General features: G+C 61.9%; 16 protein-coding genes, 2 tRNA genes and 3 rRNA genes. 10 read left to right on the top strand and 11 right to left on the bottom strand.

All coding sequences use genetic code 11. The annotated features are described in order from the left end of the window. Positions 1–188: 188 nt before the first annotated feature. From WS66_RS27125 to WS66_RS27175, 9 genes are all read right to left on the bottom strand, one after another. The gene (locus tag WS66_RS27125; RefSeq protein WP_059608156.1) at positions 189–1,862 is read right to left on the bottom strand and encodes a long-chain fatty acid--CoA ligase; all 1,674 of its coding nucleotides are present in this window, start codon (positions 1,860–1,862) and stop codon (positions 189–191) included. Between the two features lie 136 nt (positions 1,863–1,998). Further along, complete coding sequence (locus WS66_RS27130; RefSeq protein WP_059608336.1) at positions 1,999–4,074, bottom strand: molybdopterin-containing oxidoreductase family protein; 2,076 nt, start codon at positions 4,072–4,074, stop codon at positions 1,999–2,001. 384 nt (positions 4,075–4,458) lie between these two features. Next, positions 4,459–5,709, bottom strand: a complete 1,251-nt coding sequence (locus tag WS66_RS27135) for an IS256 family transposase (RefSeq protein WP_108064732.1) — start codon at positions 5,707–5,709, stop codon at positions 4,459–4,461. Between the two features lie 113 nt (positions 5,710–5,822). Continuing rightward, a 5S ribosomal RNA gene (rrf, locus tag WS66_RS27140) occupies positions 5,823–5,935 on the bottom strand. A 130-nt stretch (positions 5,936–6,065) separates the two neighbouring features. Next, positions 6,066–8,947 (bottom strand): 23S ribosomal RNA (locus tag WS66_RS27145). Positions 8,948–9,228: 281 nt separating this feature from the next. Further along, positions 9,229–9,304: transfer RNA gene (locus WS66_RS27155), tRNA-Ala, on the bottom strand. A gap of 37 nt (positions 9,305–9,341) precedes the next feature. Then, positions 9,342–9,418 (bottom strand) — tRNA-Ile (locus WS66_RS27160). Between the two features lie 63 nt (positions 9,419–9,481). Continuing rightward, positions 9,482–11,014: ribosomal RNA gene (locus tag WS66_RS27165) — 16S ribosomal RNA — on the bottom strand. Together the 16S, 23S and 5S rRNA genes with 2 tRNA genes alongside form the textbook arrangement of a ribosomal RNA operon. Before the next feature lie 569 nt (positions 11,015–11,583). Beyond that, a complete protein-coding gene (locus WS66_RS27175; protein WP_059608065.1) occupies positions 11,584–12,360 on the bottom strand; it encodes an enoyl-CoA hydratase in 777 nt (258 codons plus the stop codon). 129 nt (positions 12,361–12,489) lie between these two features. Between WS66_RS27175 and paaN the strand changes: the two genes are divergently transcribed. From paaN to paaK, 5 genes are all read left to right on the top strand, one after another. Next, positions 12,490–14,196, top strand: coding sequence for a phenylacetic acid degradation protein PaaN (gene paaN / locus WS66_RS27180; RefSeq protein WP_059608064.1), 1,707 nt, complete (start codon positions 12,490–12,492; stop codon positions 14,194–14,196). An 87-nt stretch (positions 14,197–14,283) separates the two neighbouring features. Then, positions 14,284–15,486: a 3-oxoadipyl-CoA thiolase gene (gene pcaF / locus WS66_RS27185; protein ID WP_059608063.1), complete on the top strand. Its 1,203-nt coding sequence runs from the start codon at positions 14,284–14,286 to the stop codon at positions 15,484–15,486. Positions 15,487–15,531: 45 nt separating this feature from the next. After that, the gene (gene paaG / locus WS66_RS27190; protein WP_059608062.1) at positions 15,532–16,323 is read left to right on the top strand and encodes a 2-(1,2-epoxy-1,2-dihydrophenyl)acetyl-CoA isomerase PaaG; all 792 of its coding nucleotides are present in this window, start codon (positions 15,532–15,534) and stop codon (positions 16,321–16,323) included. Between the two features lies 1 nt (position 16,324). Beyond that, positions 16,325–16,777 (top strand): hydroxyphenylacetyl-CoA thioesterase PaaI, encoded by a 453-nt coding sequence (gene paaI / locus WS66_RS27195; RefSeq protein WP_059608061.1) that lies wholly within the window; start codon positions 16,325–16,327, stop codon positions 16,775–16,777. A gap of 38 nt (positions 16,778–16,815) precedes the next feature. Next, positions 16,816–18,114, top strand: a complete 1,299-nt coding sequence (gene paaK / locus WS66_RS27200) for a phenylacetate--CoA ligase PaaK (protein WP_059608060.1) — start codon at positions 16,816–16,818, stop codon at positions 18,112–18,114. A 136-nt stretch (positions 18,115–18,250) separates the two neighbouring features. Here the strand turns inward: paaK and mltA are convergent, their stop codons facing one another. After that, positions 18,251–19,375 (bottom strand): murein transglycosylase A, encoded by a 1,125-nt coding sequence (gene mltA, locus WS66_RS27205; RefSeq protein WP_236872959.1) that lies wholly within the window; start codon positions 19,373–19,375, stop codon positions 18,251–18,253. Positions 19,376–19,403: 28 nt separating this feature from the next. On the opposite strand from mltA, the gene WS66_RS34490 reads away from it, so the two are divergent. Beyond that, the gene (locus tag WS66_RS34490; RefSeq protein ID WP_006758475.1) at positions 19,404–19,547 is read left to right on the top strand and encodes a hypothetical protein; all 144 of its coding nucleotides are present in this window, start codon (positions 19,404–19,406) and stop codon (positions 19,545–19,547) included. Between the two features lie 14 nt (positions 19,548–19,561). On the opposite strand, the gene apaG is transcribed toward WS66_RS34490, so the two are convergent. After that, positions 19,562–19,936 (bottom strand): Co2+/Mg2+ efflux protein ApaG, encoded by a 375-nt coding sequence (gene apaG / locus WS66_RS27210; protein ID WP_057924835.1) that lies wholly within the window; start codon positions 19,934–19,936, stop codon positions 19,562–19,564. A 177-nt stretch (positions 19,937–20,113) separates the two neighbouring features. Between apaG and rpe the strand changes: the two genes are divergently transcribed. The 4 genes from rpe (at position 20,114) to WS66_RS27230 (ending at position 24,025) form a co-directional block, all read left to right on the top strand. Continuing rightward, positions 20,114–20,800: a ribulose-phosphate 3-epimerase gene (rpe, locus tag WS66_RS27215; RefSeq protein WP_006482066.1), complete on the top strand. Its 687-nt coding sequence runs from the start codon at positions 20,114–20,116 to the stop codon at positions 20,798–20,800. A 4-nt stretch (positions 20,801–20,804) separates the two neighbouring features. Then, positions 20,805–21,560, top strand: coding sequence for a phosphoglycolate phosphatase (locus WS66_RS27220; protein ID WP_059608059.1), 756 nt, complete (start codon positions 20,805–20,807; stop codon positions 21,558–21,560). 358 nt (positions 21,561–21,918) lie between these two features. After that, on the top strand, positions 21,919–23,412 hold the full coding sequence (trpE, locus tag WS66_RS27225) for an anthranilate synthase component I (RefSeq protein WP_059608058.1): 1,494 nt from the start codon (positions 21,919–21,921) through the stop codon (positions 23,410–23,412). A 13-nt stretch (positions 23,413–23,425) separates the two neighbouring features. Further along, the gene (locus tag WS66_RS27230) at positions 23,426–24,025 is read left to right on the top strand and encodes an aminodeoxychorismate/anthranilate synthase component II (protein ID WP_059608057.1); all 600 of its coding nucleotides are present in this window, start codon (positions 23,426–23,428) and stop codon (positions 24,023–24,025) included. Positions 24,026–24,033 lie beyond the last annotated feature (8 nt).

Raw genomic sequence — 24,033 nt, forward strand, 5'->3', positions numbered from 1 at the left:
TGCGAGTCGCGGATCGCGGATCGCGGCCGCCGCCGGCGATCCGGTCGAGCCGCTCCGTCAGCCACGGCGCATCCCGGTAGAACGCGTGCCGTTCCTGCGACCGTCGGACCTCGGCGCGGCAACCTCGGTGCCGACACCACGAATAAAAAAGCCCGGCATTGGCCGGGCTCGTTCGTTCGACTGCGGTGTTATGCGCGTCCGTCGCGCAGTTCGCGCCGCAGGATCTTGCCGACATTCGTCTTCGGCAGTTCCGTGCGGAACTCGACGAGTTTCGGGCGCTTGTAGCCAGTGAGCCGCTCCTTGCAGTACGCGAGGATGTCCTTGTCGGTAAGCGCCGGGTCCTTCTTCACGACGAACAGCTTCACGGCTTCGCCCGAGTGCTCGTCCGGCACGCCGACCGCCGCCACCTCGAACACGCCCGGGTGCGACGCCACCACGTCCTCGACCTCGTTCGGATACACGTTAAAACCCGATACCAGGATCATGTCCTTCTTCCGGTCGACGATCTTCACGTAACCGCGTGCGTCCATCACGCCGACGTCGCCGGTCTTGAAGAAACCGTCCGGGAACATGACCTTCGCGGTTTCGTCCGGACGGTTCCAGTAGCCGGCCATGACCTGCGGCCCGCGGATGCAGATCTCGCCCGGCTCGCCGAGCGCGACGTCGTTGCCTGCGTCATCGCGGATGGCCACTTCTGTCGACGGCAGCGGCAGGCCGATCGTCCCGCTATATTCGGTCGCGGTTACCGGGTTGCAGGTCGCGACCGGCGAGGTCTCCGACAGGCCGTAGCCCTCGACGATCGCCGTGTGGGTCTTCTCATACCAGCGCTTCGCGACGCCTTCCTGGATCGCCATGCCGCCGCCGTTGGCGATCACGAGCTTCGACAGGTCAAGCTGGTTGAATTCGGGATGGTTCAGCAGCGCGTTGTACAACGTGTTGACGGCCGGAATCGTCGAGATCTGGTAACCCTTCAACTCCTTGATCATCCCGCCGATGTCGCGCGGATTCGGGATCAGGATGCCCATGCCGCCCGTGCGCATCGTCAGAAAGCCGCAGACCGTCAGCGCGAACACGTGATAGAGCGGCAGCGCGACGACCGTCACGAACTGCTTCACCTCGGGGTACTTCTCGTGCGCGGGATGGTGCCATGCGCCGGCCTGCAGCACGTTCGACACGATGTTCCGGTGCAACAGCGTCGCCCCCTTCGCGACACCGGTCGTACCGCCCGTGTACTGGAGGAACGCGACGTCGTCGGGGCCGAGCTTCTGCGGCTTGAAGGTTTGCCGCGCACCATCCGACAGCGCGGCCTTGAAGCGCGTGTACGACGGAAGCTGCCAGGCCGGCACCATCTTCTTCACGTTGCGCACAACGTAATTGACGAGCCAGCCCTTGATGCCCAGCAGATCGCCCATCGACGCGACCACCACATGCTTGACCGCGGTGTTGGCGATGACGGCCTGCAGCGTCGACGCGAAATTCTCGAGGATGACGATCGCCTCCGCCCCGCTATCCTTAAGCTGATGTTCGAGCTCGCGCGGCGTATAGAGCGGGTTGACGTTGACGACGGTGAAGCCCGCGCGGAGCACCGCGACGATCGCTACCGGGTACTGCAGTACGTTCGGCATCATGAGCGCGACGCGCGCGCCGCGCTTCAGGCCGCGCGACTGCAGCCACGCGCCGAACTGGCGCGACAGCGCATCGAGTTCGCCGTACGTGATGCTCTTGCCCATGCAGACGAACGCCTTGCGGTCACGATACTGCTTGAAGCTTTCGTCGAGGAGATCCGGGATGGATGGATACGGGGACGCGTCAATTTCGGCTGGAACGCCGGGTGGGTACGATTTCAGCCAAATTTTGTTCATACTGCGCGTCTCCTCACAGATTTTCGAATGGTCGTGCTAAAACGCATCGTAGCGGCTCGTCCTTGCCGAGACAACCGGGTTAGATGCCCACTTCGAACTTTCGAATATATTCGTCTGATCATATCAAGAAGTTCGGTCAAATCCGCTCAACTTCCACCAGACAATCGTAAAACGTCGCCGAGTTGCCGAGATCGGTCAGCGCCTGGCTCGTCACCTCGTTCGCGTTCCGTCCATCCGCCGACAATTTCTTCCACCAGATCGACAGTCCAACGACGAGCCCTGCCCGCGCACGATCGGTCACTCTCGCGACCGCCTGCATCGATCCGCGGTCGTTGAAGATGCGCACGATGTCGCCCTCCCCGATGCCGCGCGCGTCGGCGTCGGCCGGGTGTATATCGAGGTGCGGCTGGCCTTCCGTACTGCGCAGGCTGTCCACGTTCACGAACGTGCTGTTCAGGAAGTGGCGGGCCGGCGGGGAAATCATCGCCAGTGGATAACGAGCGGCGAGTTCAGGGGCGGCCTCGGCCGATTCGAACGGCGGCAGGTAATCGGGCACCGGGTCCATGCCCATCTGCTCGAGTCGCGCACTGTAGAACTCGCATTTGCCGGACGGTGTGCGGAAGCCGCCATTCGCGAAAGGCGCGTCCGGCACCTTGAGCTTCAGCCAGCCGGCCCGCTTCAACGTCTCCCAATCGCTGTCGAGCGTCGGATCGTCCCAACGGAGCGCCATCTGCGCGACATCTTCGTCGCTGTGATAAAGCGCGGGCTCGTCGAGCCCCATGCTGCGTGCGATGCCGCGAAAGATTTCCGTGTTCGGCCGTGCGTCGCCGACTGGCGGAATCGCCGGTAGATTCGCCATCACATAGGTGTGGCCGTATGACTTGTGGACATCGAGATGCTCGAGTTGCGTCGTGGCAGGCAACACAATGTCGGCGAAATCGACCGTATCTGTCTTGAAGTGCTCGAGAACGACCGTGAACAGATCTTCGCGCGCGAACCCGGCGGCGACTTTCGACGAGTCGGGCGCGACCGCGACCGGATTCGAATTGTAGACAATCACCGCTTCGACCTTCGGCCCGAAGGTGGCGTCGCCCGGATGCAGCAGTGCATCGCCGATCGCATTCATGTTGATGATGCGCGGCAGTTTGTGTGGCCAGCCTGGCATCAGATCCGGACGCAGCAGCGCCGACTGATTGACCGGAGCGAATTCCGACGACGACAGCAGCAGCCCGCCGGCCCGGTCGCGCCACGCGCCTGTCAGCGCAGGCAAACTCGCAATCGCACGCACGGCATTGCCGCCACCGCGCACACGCTGCATGCCGTAATTGAGGCGAATCGACGCCTTGCGGGTCGCGCCGTAACGACGTGCGAGTTCGATCAGTTCCGACACTTCGATGCCGCAGATCTGGGCGACACGCTCCGGCGGATAGGACAGGGCTCGCGCCTTGAGCGCATCGAAGCCGAGCGTATGGCGCGCGATGTAGTCGTGATCGAGCAGGTCTTCGGTAATCAGCACATGCATCATGCCGAGCGCGAACGCGCCGTCGGTGCCCGGCTTCAACGCGAAGTGCTGATGGCATTTCTCCGCCGTCAGCGAGCGGTAGGGATCGATTGCGACCAGTCGGGCGCCTCGACGCTTGGCTTCCTGCGCTCGGGTCCAGAAATGCAGGCTGGATGCGATCGGGTTGGCGCCCCAGATCAGGATCAGCTCGCTTTCCTCGAAATGCTCGAGATGCATACCGATGCTTCCGCCATACGTATAGCGCAGCCCTGCTGCACCGGCCGCGGCGCAGATGGTCCGCTCAAGCCGGGACGCACCGAGTTTATGGAAGAACCGCTGCGCAATGCCTTCGCCCTGCACGAGTCCCATCGTTCCCGCGTAGCTGTACGGCATAATCGCCTCCGGCGCACGCGCAGCTATTTCCCCGAGACGACGACCGATCTCGTCAAGTGCTTCGCTCCAGCTGATCGGCACGAAGCGCCCTTCCCCCTTCGCGCCGATGCGCTTGAGGGGCACGGTGAGCCGGTCGGGATGATGGACGCGGTCGGCATATCGGCTGACTTTCGTACACAACACGCCCTGCGTGGGCGGATGGTCGGGGTCACCCGTGACCTTGATCGCACGGCCGTTTTCGACGGTCACGCGCATCGCGCATGTGTCCGGACAATCGTGCGGGCAAACGGCCCGAGCTATCTGAGTGGCGACGTTCATCATTCTGGATGCGACTGGGGTGGAGGTTCGCAAATTTTACGAGGATGGACCGACTAAGACCTCATTTCGCACGAATTTCCCGCCTGTTCAGCGAAAAGACTGGAATAGCGGATGAAAAATGTCGACGCTGGACCGGCTCCGAACTGCCGATGCGACGATACGGACGTGGGGCGGGTGTGAAAAGTGCCTTGTCGGCGGCTTCGCCGGACACGAGTCACCTCCCTGGCCGGAGATTGCAGCGAATAAGCGGGTGATTGGTCCGGGATGATGGAGAGCGGCGGGGTCGGGTTAAGGGCTTGAGCAACAACCGGAGAGGTTCGATTGCCTGCACTCGCGCTTTTCGCGGGGGTGTCAGAATTTCCGTGTTCAAGGCGGGGTTGAGATTCACACGGATGGTCGAACGAACCGGTCCTCGTAGAGGATAGCGAATTGGTTCATCGCTGTCTTCCAGTCGTGAGCGGCACGTCCCCAATCGGCAGTGATGTTGCGCAGCGCCAGCCAGATCAGTTTCGTCGCGGCATCATCGGTCGGGAAGTGACCTCGGGTCTTGATGATCTTGCGTAGCTGCGAATTGATGTTCTCGATGGCGTTCGTCGTGTAGATCACCTTGCGCACGCCCGGCGGGAACGCAAAGAACGGAATCACGCGATCCCAGGCGTTGCGCCACGCCGTGCTGACCGGCGGGAATTTCTGCCCCCACGGACCGTCAGCAAACGCATCCAGCTCGGCCTGCGCGGCTTCAGCGCTCGGGGCGGTATAGATCGGGCGGATCGCAGCAGCGAGGGACTTGCGGTCTTTCCAGCTCGCGTAATCGAGACTGTTGCGGATCAGGTGGACGATGCAGGTTTGCAGCGTCGTGGCCGGAAACACCACCGCAAGTGCTTCGGGCATGCCCTTGAGGCCGTCGGTCACGGCAATCAGGATGTCGCCCACGCCGCGTGTTTTCAGATCATTGAATACCTTCATCCAGAACTTGGCGCCCTCGGTGTTCTCGATCCACAGGCCCAGGATGTCACGCGTGCCGTCGGGCAGAATGCCCAGTGCCAGATAGACGGCCTTGTTGCGCACGACGGCGTCTTCGCGAATCTTCACGCGCAGCGCGTCGAAGAATACGACCGGATACATCGGTTCGAGTGGCCGGGCCTGCCAGGCCGTCACTTCGGCCATGACCTCATCGGTCACCGAACTGATGAATTCGGGCGAAACTTCCGTGCCGTACTGCTCCAGCACAAAGCCCTGAATCTCGCGCACGGTCATGCCCCGTGCGTACATCGCAACGATCTTGTCGTCGAAGCCCGTGAAGCGTCGTTCGTGTTTGGGGATCAGCAGTGGTTCGAAACTGCCGTCGCGGTCGCGCGGTACTTCGATGCGGATCGGTCCGTCTTCGGTCAGAACCGTCTTGGCGGCACGGCCGTTGCGCTGGTTCGTCACGCTGGCCGGTTTTGCCGCGCCCGGCGCGTAGCCGAGGTGGTGATTCATCTCACCGCCCAGCGCTCGCTCGATCAGCGCCTTCTTGAGGGCTAGCGTCGCGGCATTGATCGCTTCGGCCGTCATCGGGCCGTTGCCGAATTGTTCAAGCAGTTCAGCGGGAATCGCCGGTAGCTCTACCGGTGGGGTTTTCGGTTTGCGAGGCATAGGTTCTCCTGGGAAGGATCATATGCCTTGAACACGAAATTACTGACAGGCCCCTTTTCGCTGCGCAAATGCAAAAACCCCCGCCTTTTGGGCGGGGGTTCTTGGCTTAGGGAGCCTGACGATTACCTACTTTCACACGGGAATCCGCACTATCATCGGCGTAGAGTCGTTTCACGGTCCTGTTCGGGATGGGAAGGGGTGGGACCGACTCGCTATGGTCATCAGGCAAAGAGGGTTGTTCTGCTGGCGTGGCCAACAGAACCAATCTGGGAAGAAGCAGTAATTTAGGTTGTGTGTATCACACACGAGAATCCAACCAGTCCGACGCGCTCTGTAGCGCGAGACAGACTTGTTATAGGATCAAGCCTTACGGGCAATTAGTATCAGTTAGCTGAACGCATTACTGCGCTTACACACCTGACCTATCAACGTCCTGGTCTCGAACGACCCTTCAAGGGGATCTAGTCCCCAGGGATATCTCATCTTAAGGCGAGTTTCCCGCTTAGATGCTTTCAGCGGTTATCTCTTCCGAACATAGCTACCCGGCGATGCCACTGGCGTGACAACCGGTACACCAGAGGTTCGTCCACTCCGGTCCTCTCGTACTAGGAGCAGCCCCCTTCAAATATCCAACGCCCACGGCAGATAGGGACCAAACTGTCTCACGACGTTTTAAACCCAGCTCACGTACCTCTTTAAATGGCGAACAGCCATACCCTTGGGACCGGCTACAGCCCCAGGATGAGATGAGCCGACATCGAGGTGCCAAACACCGCCGTCGATATGAACTCTTGGGCGGTATCAGCCTGTTATCCCCAGAGTACCTTTTATCCGTTGAGCGATGGCCCTTCCATACAGAACCACCGGATCACTATGACCTGCTTTCGCACCTGCTCGACTTGTCGGTCTCGCAGTTAAGCACGCTTATGCCATTGCACTATCAGCACGATTTCCGACCGTACCTAGCGTACCTTCGTACTCCTCCGTTACGCTTTGGGAGGAGACCGCCCCAGTCAAACTGCCTACCATGCACTGTCCCCGACCCGGATCACGGGCCAAGGTTAGAACCTCAAACAAACCAGGGTGGTATTTCAAGGACGGCTCCACCGAAACTAGCGTTCCGGTTTCATAGCCTCCCACCTATCCTACACAGATCGGTTCAAAGTCCAATGCAAAGCTACAGTAAAGGTTCATGGGGTCTTTCCGTCTAGCCGCGGGTAGATTGCATCATCACAAACACTTCAACTTCGCTGAGTCTCGGGAGGAGACAGTGTGGCCATCGTTACGCCATTCGTGCAGGTCGGAACTTACCCGACAAGGAATTTCGCTACCTTAGGACCGTTATAGTTACGGCCGCCGTTTACCGGGACTTCAATCAAGAGCTTGCACCCCATCATTTAATCTTCCGGCACCGGGCAGGCGTCACACCCTATACGTCCACTTTCGTGTTTGCAGAGTGCTGTGTTTTTATTAAACAGTCGCAGCCACCAGTTTATTGCAACCCCTTCACCCTCCTGGCGCAGGCCAGTCAAGCTACAAGGGCGTACCTTATCCCGAAGTTACGGTACCAATTTGCCGAGTTCCTTCTCCCGAGTTCTCTCAAGCGCCTTAGAATACTCATCTCGCCCACCTGTGTCGGTTTGCGGTACGGTCATCGTTAGACTGAAGCTTAGAGGCTTTTCTTGGAACCACTTCCAATTGCTTCGCTCCCGAAGAAGCTCGCGCCACACCCTTGAATTACGCACCCGGATTTGCCTAAGTGCCTTCTCCAATGCAGCGACCGGGACTTCCAACACCCGGACAACCTTCCGCGATCCGTCCCCCCATCGCATCTAACAATGGTGCAGGAATATTGACCTGCTTCCCATCAGCTACGCATTTCTGCCTCGCCTTAGGGGCCGACTCACCCTACGCCGATGAACGTTGCGTAGGAAACCTTGGGCTTACGGCGAGGGGGCCTTTCACCCCCTTTATCGCTACTCATGTCAGCATTCGCACTTCCGATACCTCCAGCACCCTTTACAAGGCACCTTCGCAGGCTTACGGAACGCTCTCCTACCATGCGTGCAAAGCACGCATCCGCAGCTTCGGTATATAGCTTAGCCCCGTTACATCTTCCGCGCAGGACGACTCGATCAGTGAGCTATTACGCTTTCTTTAAAGGGTGGCTGCTTCTAAGCCAACCTCCTGACTGTTTTAGCCTTCCCACTTCGTTTCCCACTTAGCTATATTTGGGGACCTTAGCTGGCGGTCTGGGTTGTTTCCCTCTTGACACCGGACGTTAGCACCCGATGTCTGTCTCCCGTGATTGCACTCTTCGGTATTCGGAGTTTGCTATGGCGGGGTAATCTGCAATAGACCCCCCAACCATGACAGTGCTCTACCCCCGAAGGTGAGACACGAGGCACTACCTAAATAGTTTTCGGAGAGAACCAGCTATTTCCAAGTTTGTTTAGCCTTTCACCCCTATCCACAGCTCATCCCCTAACTTTTCAACGTTAGTGGGTTCGGACCTCCAGTACGTGTTACCGCACCTTCATCCTGGCCATGGATAGATCACTTGGTTTCGGGTCTACGCCCAGCAACTGAACGCCCTATTCGGACTCGCTTTCGCTACGCCTGCCCTATACGGTTAAGCTTGCTACTGAACGTAAGTCGCTGACCCATTATACAAAAGGTACGCCGTCACCCCTTACGAGGCTCCGACTGTTTGTATGCATGCGGTTTCAGGATCTATTTCACTCCCCTCCCGGGGTTCTTTTCGCCTTTCCCTCACGGTACTGGTTCACTATCGGTCGATCACGAGTATTTAGCCTTGGAGGATGGTCCCCCCATCTTCAGACAGGATTTCACGTGTCCCGCCCTACTTGTCGCACACCTAGTTCTTTCATACTGTTTTCGCCTACAGGGCTATCACCTGCTATGGCCGCACTTTCCAGAGCGTTCGGCTAACAATACAAATAAAGAGTGCAAGGCTCATCCCATTTCGCTCGCCACTACTTTGGGAATCTCGGTTGATTTCTTTTCCTGCGGTTACTTAGATGTTTCAGTTCACCGCGTTCGCTTCACATGACCTATGTATTCAGTCATGGATACTCCAAAAGGAGTGGGTTTCCCCATTCGGACATCTACGGATCAAAGCTCGTTTGCCAGCTCCCCGTAGCTTTTCGCAGGCTACCGCGTCCTTCATCGCCTGTGATCGCCAAGGCATCCACCACATGCACTTGTTCGCTTGACCCTATAACGAGTCTGTCTCGTTACAGGTTGAGTTCTCGCGTTGTGCCGTATTCCAAAATCGAGCCGAACATAGAGTTCGAATCATCTTGAGATACATCGATACAATCACAACCCGGATAGTTTCCACGTCCATCTCAAGACGCTTCCGCTATCCAAATTACTTACTTCTTCCAGATTGTTAAAGAACGACAGCCGATACATACTACGTATCCTCTGACTGGCTCAATCGCCAATGCAAAATTCTCGGTTCAGTGTCTGAACCAAGCCCTTAGCGTTGGTGATTGGTGGAGGCAGACGGGATCGAACCGACGACCCCCTGCTTGCAAAGCAGGTGCTCTCCCAGCTGAGCTATGCCCCCATGAGTACAGATTGCCTCAGGTGTTACCGCCAGACAATGGTGGGTCTGGTTGGATTCGAACCAACGACCCCCGCCTTATCAAGACGGTGCTCTAACCGACTGAGCTACAGACCCCTGAGTCTGTCTTTAAATTTACAGCCGATAAGCGTGAGCGCTCAATTTTGCGAGAAGCTCTGGAAAGGAGGTGATCCAGCCGCACCTTCCGATACGGCTACCTTGTTACGACTTCACCCCAGTCATGAATCCTACCGTGGTGACCGTCCTCCTTGCGGTTAGACTAGCCACTTCTGGTAAAACCCACTCCCATGGTGTGACGGGCGGTGTGTACAAGACCCGGGAACGTATTCACCGCGGCATGCTGATCCGCGATTACTAGCGATTCCAGCTTCATGCACTCGAGTTGCAGAGTGCAATCCGGACTACGATCGGTTTTCTGGGATTAGCTCCCCCTCGCGGGTTGGCAACCCTCTGTTCCGACCATTGTATGACGTGTGAAGCCCTACCCATAAGGGCCATGAGGACTTGACGTCATCCCCACCTTCCTCCGGTTTGTCACCGGCAGTCTCCTTAGAGTGCTCTTGCGTAGCAACTAAGGACAAGGGTTGCGCTCGTTGCGGGACTTAACCCAACATCTCACGACACGAGCTGACGACAGCCATGCAGCACCTGTGCGCCGGTTCTCTTTCGAGCACTCCCACCTCTCAGCAGGATTCCGACCATGTCAAGGGTAGGTAAGGTTTTTCGCGTTGCATCGAATTAATCCACATCATCCACCGCTTGTGCGGGTCCCCGTCAATTCCTTTGAGTTTTAATCTTGCGACCGTACTCCCCAGGCGGTCAACTTCACGCGTTAGCTACGTTACTAAGGAAATGAATCCCCAACAACTAGTTGACATCGTTTAGGGCGTGGACTACCAGGGTATCTAATCCTGTTTGCTCCCCACGCTTTCGTGCATGAGCGTCAGTATTGGCCCAGGGGGCTGCCTTCGCCATCGGTATTCCTCCACATCTCTACGCATTTCACTGCTACACGTGGAATTCTACCCCCCTCTGCCATACTCTAGCCTGCCAGTCACCAATGCAGTTCCCAGGTTGAGCCCGGGGATTTCACATCGGTCTTAGCAAACCGCCTGCGCACGCTTTACGCCCAGTAATTCCGATTAACGCTTGCACCCTACGTATTACCGCGGCTGCTGGCACGTAGTTAGCCGGTGCTTATTCTTCCGGTACCGTCATCCCCCGGCTATATTAGAACCAAGGATTTCTTTCCGGACAAAAGTGCTTTACAACCCGAAGGCCTTCTTCACACACGCGGCATTGCTGGATCAGGCTTTCGCCCATTGTCCAAAATTCCCCACTGCTGCCTCCCGTAGGAGTCTGGGCCGTGTCTCAGTCCCAGTGTGGCTGGTCGTCCTCTCAGACCAGCTACTGATCGTCGCCTTGGTAGGCCTTTACCCCACCAACTAGCTAATCAGCCATCGGCCAACCCTATAGCGCGAGGCCCGAAGGTCCCCCGCTTTCATCCGTAGATCGTATGCGGTATTAATCCGGCTTTCGCCGGGCTATCCCCCACTACAGGACATGTTCCGATGTATTACTCACCCGTTCGCCACTCGCCACCAGGTGCAAGCACCCGTGCTGCCGTTCGACTTGCATGTGTAAGGCATGCCGCCAGCGTTCAATCTGAGCCAGGATCAAACTCTTCAGTTTAAACCTGTTACTGTTTTCGGTTCGGTTAAGAACCGGTCGCTCACTCAAAGCTGACAGGAATATGAATTGCTTCATAAACCTGACTTACTTTAGTGTGAGACTCTTGATACTTTCGCTATCTGATCCGAAGATCAGCTCGCTTCCATCAAGCGCCCACACTTATCGGCTGTTAATTTTTAAAGAGCATTTCTGCGAGAAACCTGGAGTTTCTCAGCAGCGCTGCGTTTTCAGCAGCAGAGAAGCGAAATTATGAACCGTCTTTTTCAGTCAGTCAACAACTTTTTGAACTGCTTCGTTGCGACGACCGGGTTCAACTTCGTGTGCGCCGGGGCTCTACAACCGACCCTCCATCGCACCGCTTCCCTTCTTCCCCCGCGCCGCGTTTCCGTTAGCGCGAAAGAGGCGTGATTCTATGCACCTGCCCCAGTCTGCGCAACCCCCTTTGTGAAAATATTTTGAAAAAGCCCCCGTGCGCTAACGCGCACGGGGGCTTCGGGCTCATTGCCCCGGGCGATCTTGCCGACGACCGACACCCGCCGCTCGCCAGGCGCCACCCAGCCACTGCCAAATCAGCGGTTCTTGAATACCGGCTTCCGCTTCTCGACGAATGCCGCCATCCCTTCCTTCTGATCTTCGGTCGCGAACAGCGAATGGAACAGTCGACGCTCGAAATGGACACCCTCGGCCAGTGTCGTCTCGTACGCGCGATTCACCGACTCCTTGACCATCATGACCGCCGGCAGTGAAAACTCGGCAATCGTCGTCGCAGCGGCAATCGCTTCGTCGAGCAGTTTGTCAGCCGGCAGCACGCGCGACACGAGCCCCGCCCGTTCCGCCTCGGCCGCGTCCATGAAGCGCGCCGTCAGGCACATGTCCATTGCCTTCGCCTTGGACACCGCGCGCGGCAGACGCTGCGTGCCGCCTGCGCCCGGCATCACGCCCAGCTTGATTTCGGGCTGGCCGAACTTGGCCGTATCCGCTGCGAAGATGATGTCGCACATCATCGCGAGCTCGCAACCACCGCCAAGCGCAAAGCCCGCCACGGCAGCAATGATCGGCTTGCGGATCTCGCGGACGGTCTCCCAGTTACGGGTGATGTAGTCGCCGCGATAAACATCCATATAGGAATAGGTCGCCATCATGCCGATGTCGGCCCCGGCCGCGAACGCCTTCTCGCTCCCCGTCACGACGATCGCGCCAATCGCTTCGTCTGCGTCGAACGCTTTCAGCGCAGCGCCCAACTCATCCATCAGCGCATCGTTCAGCGCATTCAGCGCCTTCGGACGGTTCAGTGTGATCAGCCCGACTCGCCCCCGGGTCTCCACCAGGATGTTCTCGTAAGACATCTATTTCTCCTCGATCAATGAAATGAGAAACGCCTCGCACATGCGAATAGTTTGATGCTACCATTCTCCGACCAACCGGTCGGTTAATTAATCGATCCAACCCTTCCCTATGTCCATCAGGCCGCCGCCATGACCCATGCACTGTTCACGAAGCACGAAGACACGCTGAAACACGCCCTCGCCGCCATCGAGAGCCGCGGGTACTGGAGCCCGTTCGCGGAAATGCCGAGTCCCAAAGTGTACGGGGAAAGCGCCAACGCCGACGGCGAAGCGGCGTTCAAGGCACACCTCGGCAACACGTTCGTGCTCGACCAGCCGGCTTCCGGCGGAACCGTCGGCGCAGAGCAGTCGCCGTACGGGATCGCGCTGGGCATCCGCTATCCGAAATCGACACCCGACGAACTGATTGCCGCGGCCGCCGCGGCCCAGCGCGCATGGCGCGAAGCCGGCCCGAGCGCCTGGATCGGCGTCAGTCTCGAAATCCTCGCACGGCTGAATCGCGCGAGCTTCGAAATTGCCTACAGCGTGATGCACACGACGGGCCAGGCGTTCATGATGGCATTCCAGGCCGGGGGCCCGCACGCGCAGGATCGTGCGCTCGAAGCGGTCGCCTACGCCTGGGACGAGTTGCGCCGCATCCCGGCCGATGCACACTGGGAGAAGCCGCAAGGCAAGAACCCGCCGCTCGCGATGCACAAGCGCTATACGATCGTCCCGCGCGGCACCGGCCTCGTGCTCGGCTGCTGCACGTTCCCGACCTGGAACGGCTACCCCGGCCTGTTCGCCGACCTGGCGACCGGCAACACGGTGATCGTCAAACCTCATCCGGGCGCGATCCTGCCGCTCGCGATCACGGTCCTCATCGCCCGCGACGTGCTGCGCGAAGCCGGCTTCGATCCGAACGTCGTCACGCTCCTCGCGACCGAGCCGAACGACGGCGCCCTCGTGCAGGACCTCGCGCTGCGTCCTGAAATCAAGCTGATCGACTTCACGGGCAGCACGCAAAACGGCACGTGGCTCGAACACCATGCCCATCAAGCACAGGTGTATACCGAGAAGGCCGGTGTCAACCAGATCGTGATCGACTCGACCGACGACCTGAAGGCCGCGGCCAAGAACATCGCGTTCTCGTTAGCGCTGTACTCCGGCCAGATGTGCACGGCACCGCAGAACATTTACGTGCCGCGCGACGGCATCCGGACGGCAGACGGCCATGCAAGCTTCGACGAAGTCGCCCAGGCGATCGCTGTCTCCGTGCAGAAACTGACCGGCGACCCGGCTCGCTCGGTCGAACTGATCGGCGCGATCCAGAACGACGGCGTGGTCGCGCGTATCGACGACGCCCGCAAGCTCGGTCGTGTGCTCGCTGACAGCCAGACGCTCCAGCATCCGACATTCGCCGACGCTCGGGTGCGCACGCCGCTCGTGCTGCAACTCGACGTGGCCGACCAAGCGAAATTCACGCAGGAGTGGTTCGGCCCGATCTCGTTCGTGATTGCGACCGACTCGACCGCGCAATCGCTCGATCTCGCCGGCAAAATCGCCGCGGAACATGGTGCGCTGACGCTCTCCGTCTACAGCACCGACGACAAGGTCCTCGACGCTGCGCACGATGCAGCGGTGCGTGGCGGCGTCGCGCTGTCGATCAACCTGACGGGCGGCGTATTCGTCAACCAGTCGGCTGCATTCTCCGACTTCCACGGCACCGGCGCGAACCCGGCCGCCAACGCGGCGCTCGCCGATCCGGCGTTCGTCGCCAACCGGTTCCGAGTGGTGCAAAGCCGCGTCCATGTTGCGCCGAAGGCTGTACCTGCGGAAGCCGGCCAAACGGCATAACCCGAATGGCCGACGTGCAAACGCCGTCACGTTCACTACCATGAACGAATCTGCCAACCGGCAGGTTCGTTGCACATCGACACCCCCATGACCGACGCCTACATCTGCGACGCGATTCGCACCCCCATCGGCCGCTACGGCGGCTCCCTGAAAGACGTTCGTGCCGACGATCTCGGTGCGGTGCCGCTCACGGCGCTGATCGAACGCAACCGCAATGTCGACTGGTCGGCCATCGACGACGTGATCTACGGCTGCGCAAACCAGGCCGGCGAAGACAACCGCAACGTCGCGCGCATGTCCGCGCTGCTCGCGGGCCTGCCGACCGCCGTGCCGGGTACGACGCTGAACCGGCTGTGCGGTTCGGGCATGGACGCCGTCGGCACCGCCGCGCGCGCGATCAAGGCGGGCGAGGCACGCTTGATGATCGCGGGCGGCGTCGAAAGCATGACGCGCGCGCCGTTCGTGATGGGCAAGGCCACCAGCGCATTCGCACGCCAGACCGCCGTTTTCGACACGACGATCGGCTGGCGTTTCGTCAATCCGCTGATGAAACAGCAATACGGCGTCGATTCGATGCCGGAGACGGCCGAGAACGTCGCGGTCGACTACGGTATCAGCCGTGCCGATCAGGACCTGTTCGCGCTGCGCAGCCAGCAGAAGGCCGCGCGTGCGCAGCAGGACGGCACGCTCGCCGAGGAAATCGTCCCGGTGACGATTCCGCAGAAGAAAGGCGACCCGCTCGTCGTATCGCGTGACGAGCATCCGCGAGAAACGTCGCTCGAGGCGCTCGCGAAGCTGAAGGGCGTCGTGCGCCCGCACGGCTCGGTGACGGCCGGCAACGCGTCGGGCGTCAACGACGGCGCATGCGCACTGCTGCTCGCCAACGCGGAAGCCGCCGATCAGTATGGGCTGCGCCGCCGCGCACGCGTCGTCGGTATGGCGACCGCAGGCGTCGAACCGCGCGTGATGGGGATCGGCCCGGCGCCGGCCACGCAGAAACTGTTGCGCCAGCTCGGGATGACGATCGACCAGTTCGACGTGATCGAGCTGAACGAAGCGTTCGCCTCGCAAGGTCTCGCGGTGTTGCGCATGCTCGGTGTCGCCGACGACGATCCGCGCGTGAACCCGAACGGCGGTGCGATCGCGCTCGGTCACCCGCTCGGCGCATCGGGCGCTCGGCTCGTGACCACGGCGCTTCACCAACTCGAGCGTACGGGCGGCCGCTTTGCACTCTGTACGATGTGCATCGGCGTCGGCCAGGGCATCGCGATCGCCATCGAGCGCATGTAACCGACGCGCCGCGCGCCTATAACGAAGTCATGAAGGAGACACTGCATGTCATATCAGCCGATCCAGCTGGATATCGATCAGACTGCCCGCGTGGCCACGATCACCCTCAACCGCCCGGACAAGCTGAACAGCTTCACGCGAGCGATGCACCGCGAACTGCAGTCTGCGCTCGATGAAGTCGAGACGGCCAGCGCACGTGCGCTGATCCTGACGGGTGCGGGGCGCGGCTTTTGCGCAGGCCAGGACCTGGCCGATCTCGACTTCACACCGGGCGCGTCCACCGACCTCGGCACGCTGATCGACGAGCATTTCAATCCGCTGATTCGCCGCCTGCAACGCATGCCGATTCCGGTGATCGCCGCCGTCAACGGGACGGCGGCGGGCGCCGGCGCGAATCTCGCACTCGCCTGCGACATCGTGTTCGCGGCACGCTCGAGCAGCTTTATTCAGGCCTTCGTCAAGATCGGGCTCGTGCCCGATTCGGGCGGTACGTGGTTCCTGCCGCAACGCGTCGGCATGGCACGCGCGCTTGGGCTGGCCCTGACCGGCGACAAGCTCGGCGCCGAACAGGCTGAACAATGGGGCTTGATCTGGCGCGCGGTCGATGACGATGCGCTCGCCGCGTTGGCCCGTCAGCTAGCCAATCAGCTCGCGCAGCAACCGACGCTCGCAATCGCGTCGATCAAGCAGTCGATGCGCGACAGCGTCTCGAATACGCTCGATCAGCAGCTCGACCTCGAACGCGACCTGCAGCGTAAGCTCGGCCAGTCATACGACTACGCGGAAGGCGTGAAGGCGTTCATCGAGAAGCGTGCGCCGCGCTTCGAGGGGCGTTGACATGACCACCTCCAACGACACGCTCACCCCTGATGCGCTCGCCCGTGCGACGGCACGGGCCATGTACGACGCAGACGCCTGCAGCCGCGCGTTCGGCATGGAAATCGCCGAAGTGCGGGCCGGCTACGCACGCCTGCAGATGCGCGTACGGCCGGAATTCCTGAACGGACATCAGACCTGTCACGGCGGCATCATCTTCACGCTCGCCGATTCGACCTTCGCGTTCGCATGCAACTCGTACAACCTGAATACCGTTGCGGCCGGCTGCTCGATCGAATACCTGCGTCCCGTATACGGTAACGACCTGCTGACGGCCGAAGCGATCGAGCAGACGCGCAGCGGCCGGCACGGCATCTATGACATCCGCGTCACGAACCAGACAGGCGAAACGGTCGCGATGTTTCGGGGCAAATCGGCCCAGATCAAGGGCACGGTGCTGCCGGAAGAACGTTGACGTCCACCGCTCGCTCATAACAATCACTGGAGACAGGCATGACTACCCCGCTACCGCTCGAGCCGATCGAGACCGCCTCGCGCGACGAGCTTACCGCACTGCAGCTTGAACGCCTGAAGTGGTCGCTCCGGCATGCGTATGACCACTCTCCCGTCTATCGCCGCAAATTCGACGAAGCGGGCGTCCATCCCGACGACCTGAAGACGCTCACGGATCTGTCGCGCTTCCCGTTCACGACCAAGAGCGACCTGCGCGACAGCTACCCGTTCGGGATGTTCGCGGTGCCGCAGGACCAGATCTCGCGCATTCACGCGTCGTCGGGCACGACCGGCAAGCCGACCGTCGTCGGCTATACGGCGCGCGACATCGACACTTGGGCCAATCTCGTCGCGCGCTCGATCCGCGCGGCGGGTGCGCGGCGTGGCGACAAGGTTCATGTCAGTTATGGATACGGGCTGTTCACCGGCGGGCTCGGCGCACACTACGGCGCCGAACGCGCGGGACTGACCGTGATTCCGTTCGGCGGTGGCCAGACCGAAAAGCAGGTGCAGTTGATCCAGGATTTCCGGCCCGACATCATCATGGTGACGCCGAGCTATATGCTGTCGATCGCCGACGAAATCGAGCGCCAGGGCCTCGACCCCGCACAAAGCTCGCTGCGCATCGGCATCTTCGGCGCGGAGCCCTGGACCAACGACATGCGCATGGCCATCGAGCATCGGATGGGCATCGACGCGGTCGACATCTATGGGCTGTCCGAAGTGATGGGGCCCGGCGTCGCATCGGAGTGCGTCGAGACCAAGGACGGCCCGACCATCTGGGAAGATCACTTCTATCCGGAAATCATCGACCCCGACACCGGCGAAGTATTGCCGGACGGCGAACTTGGCGAACTGGTCTTCACGTCGCTGACGAAGGAAGCGCTGCCGATCATCCGCTACCGGACGCGCGACCTCACGCGTCTGCTGCCCGGCACCGCCCGCACGATGCGCCGGATGGAAAAGATCACCGGGCGCTCGGACGACATGATGATCGTGCGGGGCGTCAACGTCTTCCCGACGCAGATCGAGGAGCAGCTGCTGAAACAGCGTGCGCTTGCACCGCACTATCAGATCGTGCTGACGAAGGAAGGTCCGCTCGACGTGCTGACGCTCAATGTCGAGCCGTGCCCCGAAACTGCCCCCGACACGGCGGCAATCCATGCGGCGAGACAAGCGCTCGCGCACGACATCAAGTCGCTGATCGGCGTGACGGCCGTGATCAATGTGCTGCCCGTGAACGGGATCGAGCGTTCGGTCGGCAAGGCACGCCGCGTGATCGACAAGCGCAAGGGCTGATACCCCCAGCCCCCCGCCACCCGACCGCCGCGCGCAACAGCAATCGCGAGGCAAAAAAACAGCCCGACCGGCCAACACCGATCGGGCTGTTTCGCTTTGATGCCGGGCTACACGTATACGCCGGCACCACCGCGCATCACGAATTCGGGAACAGCAGCCACATCCGGCCGATCTGCTTCATCCGTCCGGCCTGGTCGCCGGCGTCGTCGCCCAGCCCCCAGAAATAGTCCGCCCGCACGCCGCCCTTGATCGCGGAACCCGTGTCCTGCGCGAACACGAGCCGGTTCATCGGCGTATTCGTCAGCGGACGCGTGGTCTGCAGGAACACCGGCGTGCCGAGCGGGATCGACGACGGATCGACCGCGATCGAACGCTCCGCCGTGAGCGGCACGCCGAGTGCGCCGATCGGGCCGTCCGCGCCGCCGTGCGGCGCATCTTCCTTCGTCGGCATGTCGCGGAAGAACACGAATCGTGGATTCGTATCGAGCAACGCATCCACGCGAGTCGGGTTTGCCTTCGCCCAAGCCTTGATGCCCTGCATCGTCGCCTGTGCGGGCGTCAGCTCGCCGCGATCGAGCAGCCACTTGCCGATCGAGCGATACGGCTGGTTATTGGTGCCGCCAAAGCCGACCCGCATCACCGAGCCGTCGTCGAGCAGCACGCGCCCCGAACCCTGCACCTGCAGGAAGAACGCCTCGATCGGATCATCGACCCACACGAGTTCGTTGCCGTTCAGGATGCCGGCCCGCTCGAGCTGGGCGCGAGCGGGCAGCGCGGCACCGGCGCGATAGCCAGCCGGCCAGCGGTACAGCGCGTACTGGTAAGGGCCGCGACGCACGCGGGAGCCGTGCAGCAGCGGCTCGTAATAGCCGGTCACGAGCCCGTCGAGCGTGCCGTCGGTATTCGCCAGCTGAAACGGCGTGAAATACGTTTCGAAGAATGCACGTGCGCTGCCGACGTCGAGCTCGTCGAGGCGGTCGGCGGCCGCGCAGGCGCGCTGCCATGCGGGCTGGCGCGCGAGCCGCACGCAGTTCTGCCGCAGCGCGGCCGTCGCGCCGATCAGCGAATCGTCCTGCCACCCCGGCACCTGCTGCCACGCGACCGGCGTGAGCCGCTTCGCGGCAATCTGCCCTGGCACGATCGCCGCGCCGGTCGGCGGCTTGAGCGCCGACGTGCGCGTCGGCGCGCCGCCGCATGCGGCAAGCAGCGCTGCCGTCGCGGCCGCCGCCACCCAGCCGGCCACCCGGGGCCCAAACCACATACAATGTTCGTTCTTGATGGAAACCGCCATGTCAGATTTTCTCGACCAATATCCGATGCTCATCTTCGCGCTCGAGGCTTTCGTAGCGCTTGCCCTGCTGATCTTCATCGTCGTGTGGACGTCGTCGGGCAGGAAGAAGCACGCCCGCGGCAACGACCGCCAGCCGCGCTGACCGGCCCCGCACGCTCAATGCAGCGTGCGCGGCATGTGCAGCGCGAACTCGTCGACCGGCGCGTCGAACCGCTCGCCGTCCTCCGCCACGCAGAAGTACGCGCCGCGCATCGTGCCGACCGGCGTCGCGATCACGGCCCAGCTCGTGTATTCGAACTGTTCGCCCGGCTGCAGCAGCGGCTGGTGCCCGACGACGCCGAGCCCCTTCACTTCCTGCACGTGGTTTTCGCTGTCCGTGATGATCCAGTGACGCGCGATCAGCTGCGCCGCGACCTGCCCGGTATTGCGGATGGTCAGCGTGTACGCGAATGCGTATTGACGTCGATCGGGGTCGGATTGTTCCGGCAAGTAGCTGGTTTTCACCGAAACGGTGAACTGATACTGACTCATGATGTTTCCGCTGTAGGTAACCGCCCGCGCCAACTGGAGCGGCAGGGCCGCGGGCGCGCCGCACTGGTTCGGCATTCTATTCGGAATCGGGCCGCAACCGCACGGCCCGTCGCCGCGCACCGGGTCGCCGGACGGTAGAATGGCGGTTTTGCGCCGCAGCGTCCCCGCTCCCCTGTCATGACTCAATTCCGTATCGCTCCCAGCATCCTGTCGGCCGACTTCGCACGGCTCGGCGAAGAAGTCCGCAACGTGGTCGCCGCCGGCGCCGACTGGATTCACTTCGACGTGATGGACAACCATTATGTGCCGAACCTCACTATCGGCCCGCTCGTCTGCGAGGCGATCCGCCCGCACGTGCAGGTGCCGATCGACGTGCATCTGATGGTGCGCCCGGTCGACCGGATCGTGCCCGATTTCGCGAAAGCCGGCGCGAACCTGATCAGCTTCCACCCGGAAGGTTCGGACCACATCGACCGTACGCTGTCGCTGATCCGCGATCACGGCTGCAAGGCCGGCCTCGTGTTCAACCCGGCGACGCCGCTGAACTATCTCGACCACGTGATGGACCGCCTCGACTTCGTGCTGCTGATGTCGGTGAACCCGGGTTTCGGCGGCCAGTCGTTCATTCCGGAAACGCTGAACAAGCTGCGCGAAGCACGCGCGCGCATCGACGCATACACCGAGCGCACCGGCCGCGAGATCCTGCTCGAGGTGGACGGCGGCGTGAAGGCCGACAACATCGCGGAAATCGCGGCAGCCGGCGCGGATACCTTCGTCGCGGGTTCGGCGATCTTCGGCAAGCCCGACTACCGCAAGGTGATCGACGAGATGCGCGCCGCGCTCGCCACCGTCGAGCGGAGCTGACGTCGTGGCCGATTCCTCGCAGACCCGTCAGGCACCGGCCGCAGCCGACGGCACGATCCGTTTCGCGACGCCGCGCATCGACGCGGCGCTGATCGACCTCGACGGCACGATGGTCGACACGGCCGACGATTTCACGGCCGGGCTGAACGGGATGCTCGCGCAGCTCGGCGCGCCGGCCACGTCGCGCGATGAGGTGATCGGCTACGTCGGCAAGGGCTCCGAGCACCTGATCCACAGCGTGCTGAAGCCACGCTTCGCGCCCGACGAGGCGCACGCGCGCTTCGACGACGCGCTCGCGATCTATCAGACCGAATACGCGAAGATCAACGGCCGCCACACGCGCCTCTATCCGGACGTCGCAACCGGCCTCGACGCGCTGCGCGCCGCCGGCATCCGGCTCGCGTGCGTGACGAACAAGCCGCACCGCTTCGCCGTCGAGCTGCTCGAGCAATACGGGCTGATCGATCGCTTCGGCATCGTCCTCGGCGGCGACAGCGTCGCGCGCAAGAAGCCCGATCCGCTGCCGATGCTGACGGCCTGCGACGCGCTCGGCGTCGCGCCGGACGCGGCGGTCGCGATCGGCGACTCGGAAAACGACGCGCTGGCGGGCCGCGCGGCGGGAATGGCGACGCTGACGGTGCCGTACGGCTACAACCACGGCAAAGCTATACAAACGATAAATTCGGATGGTATAGTCGATTCGTTGCTGGTCGCGGCCCGCGCGATTACCGCGCACAACGCCGGCCGGCCAACCATCTGATTATTTCTTCCATCCGCATGTTTCTGAATAAAAAACGGAGTCTGAGCAGCATCGACCGGGGAGCCTGGCCCTGGCGTCGCTGGTCGCGCTAACCTCTTCGATGAGGTACGCTGAGGCACGTCTTCAGCGCCGTTTTTTATCTCGCTGCGCATCCGCGCGCCGATCGTCGCACCACCTCGAGTTCTACCGTGTCCGAACGCTTGCGTTCAGGATCGGCCGCAGGCTCGCGACGTTCACGCCCGGAGTGCCGGCCGGCAACAGGCACTTCTCGATCGACCGCCCTTTCGCCGACGGCAGCCCGCGCAGCGTCAAGTGATCCCTGGCGCACTCCGCCGCTCGTCCCGAACAGGACCGGAACATGACCGAACTCGAATTCCAATCGCTGGCGAACGAAGGCTACAACCGCATCCCGCTGATCGCGGAAGCGCTCGCCGACCTCGAAACGCCGCTGTCCCTCTACCTGAAGCTGGCCCAGCCCGAACGCGCGGGCGCCAACTCCTTCCTGCTCGAGTCGGTGGTCGGCGGCGAACGCTTCGGCCGCTATTCGTTCATCGGCCTGCCCGCACGCACGCTGGTGCGCACCCGCAACGGCATGTCCGAAGTGGTGCGCGACGGCCAGGTCGTCGAGACGCACAACGGTGACCCGTTCGAATTCATCGAGTCGTTCCAGGCGCGCTTCAAGGTCGCGCAGCGCCCGGGCCTGCCGCGCTTCTGCGGCGGCCTCGCCGGTTATTTCGGCTACGACGCGGTGCGCTACATCGAGAAGAAGCTCGCGAACACCGCGCCGCGCGACGATCTCGGCCTGCCCGACATCCAGTTGCTGCTCACCGAGGAAGTCGCGGTGATCGACAATCTCGCCGGCAAGCTCTACCTGATCATCTATGCGGACCCGGCCCAGCCAGAGGCCTATACGAAGGCAAAGCAACGCCTGCGCGAACTGAAGCAGCGCCTGCGCACGACCGTGCAGCCGCCCGTGACGTCGGCGAGCGTGCGCACCGAGACGTTCCGCGAGTTCAAGAAGGAAGACTATCTGGCCGCCGTGCGCCAGGCGAAGGAATACATCGCGGCCGGCGAACTGATGCAGATCCAGGTCGGCCAGCGGCTCACGAAGCCGTACCGCGACAATCCGCTGTCGCTGTATCGCGCGCTGCGTTCGCTGAATCCGTCGCCGTACATGTATTACTACAACTTCGGCGCTTTCCACGTGGTCGGCGCATCGCCGGAAATCCTCGTGCGCCAGGAAAAGCGCGGCGATGACCAGATCGTCACGATCCGTCCGCTGGCCGGCACGCGTCCGCGCGGCAACACGCCCGAGCGCGACGCGGAACTCGCGACCGAACTGCTGAACGATCCGAAGGAAATCGCCGAGCACGTGATGCTGATCGACCTCGCGCGCAACGACGTCGGCCGCATCGCGGAGATCGGCTCGGTGCAGGTGACCGACAAGATGGTGATCGAGAAGTACTCGCACGTGCAGCACATCGTCAGCTCGGTCGAAGGCAAGCTGAAGCCCGGCATGACGAACTACGACGTGCTGCGCGCGACGTTCCCGGCCGGCACGCTGTCCGGCGCGCCGAAGGTGCGCGCGATGGAACTGATCGACGAGCTCGAGCCGATCAAGCGCGGGTTGTACGGCGGCGCCGTCGGCTACCTGTCGTTCTCGGGCGAGATGGATCTCGCGATCGCGATCCGCACGGGCCTGATCCACAACGGCAACCTGTACGTGCAAGCGGCGGCCGGCGTCGTCGCGGACTCGGTGCCCGAATCCGAATGGCAAGAGACCGAGAACAAGGCGCGCGCGGTGCTGCGTGCGGCCGAACAGGTCCAGGACGGCCTCGATAGCGACTTCTGACCGGAGACTGACCATGCTGCTCATGATCGACAACTACGACTCGTTCACCTACAACCTGGTCCAGTACTTCGGCGAACTGGGCGAGGACGTGCGCACGTACCGCAACGACGAAATCACGCTCGACGAGATCGCGCGCCTGAACCCCGACGCCATCTGCTTGTCGCCCGGCCCGAGCAACCCGCAGCACGCGGGTATTACGCTGGACGTGCTGCGCGAATTCGCGGGCAAGAAACCGATCCTCGGCGTCTGCCTCGGCCATCAGGCGATCGGCGAAGCATTCGGCGGCCGCGTCGTGCGCGCGAAGACCATCATGCACGGCAAGGTGAGCCGGATCGAAACCGACTGCCGCGGCGTGTTCGCCGACCTGCCGAAGCATTTCGACGTCACCCGCTACCACTCGCTCGCGATCGAACGCGAATCGCTGCCCGACTGCCTCGAGGTGTCCGCGTGGACCGACGACGGCGAGATCATGGGCGTGCGTCACAAGACGCTGCCGATCGAAGGCGTGCAGTTCCACCCGGAATCGATCCTCTCCGAGCACGGCCACGCGCTGCTCGAGAATTTCCTGAAGCAGAATCGCGCGACGGCCCGGGCGGCCGCGCCGGCGGCCTGACGGGAGAC

It is taken from the genome of Burkholderia sp. LA-2-3-30-S1-D2 (genome assembly GCF_001523915.2).
Lineage (GTDB): Bacteria > Pseudomonadota > Gammaproteobacteria > Burkholderiales > Burkholderiaceae > Burkholderia > Burkholderia diffusa.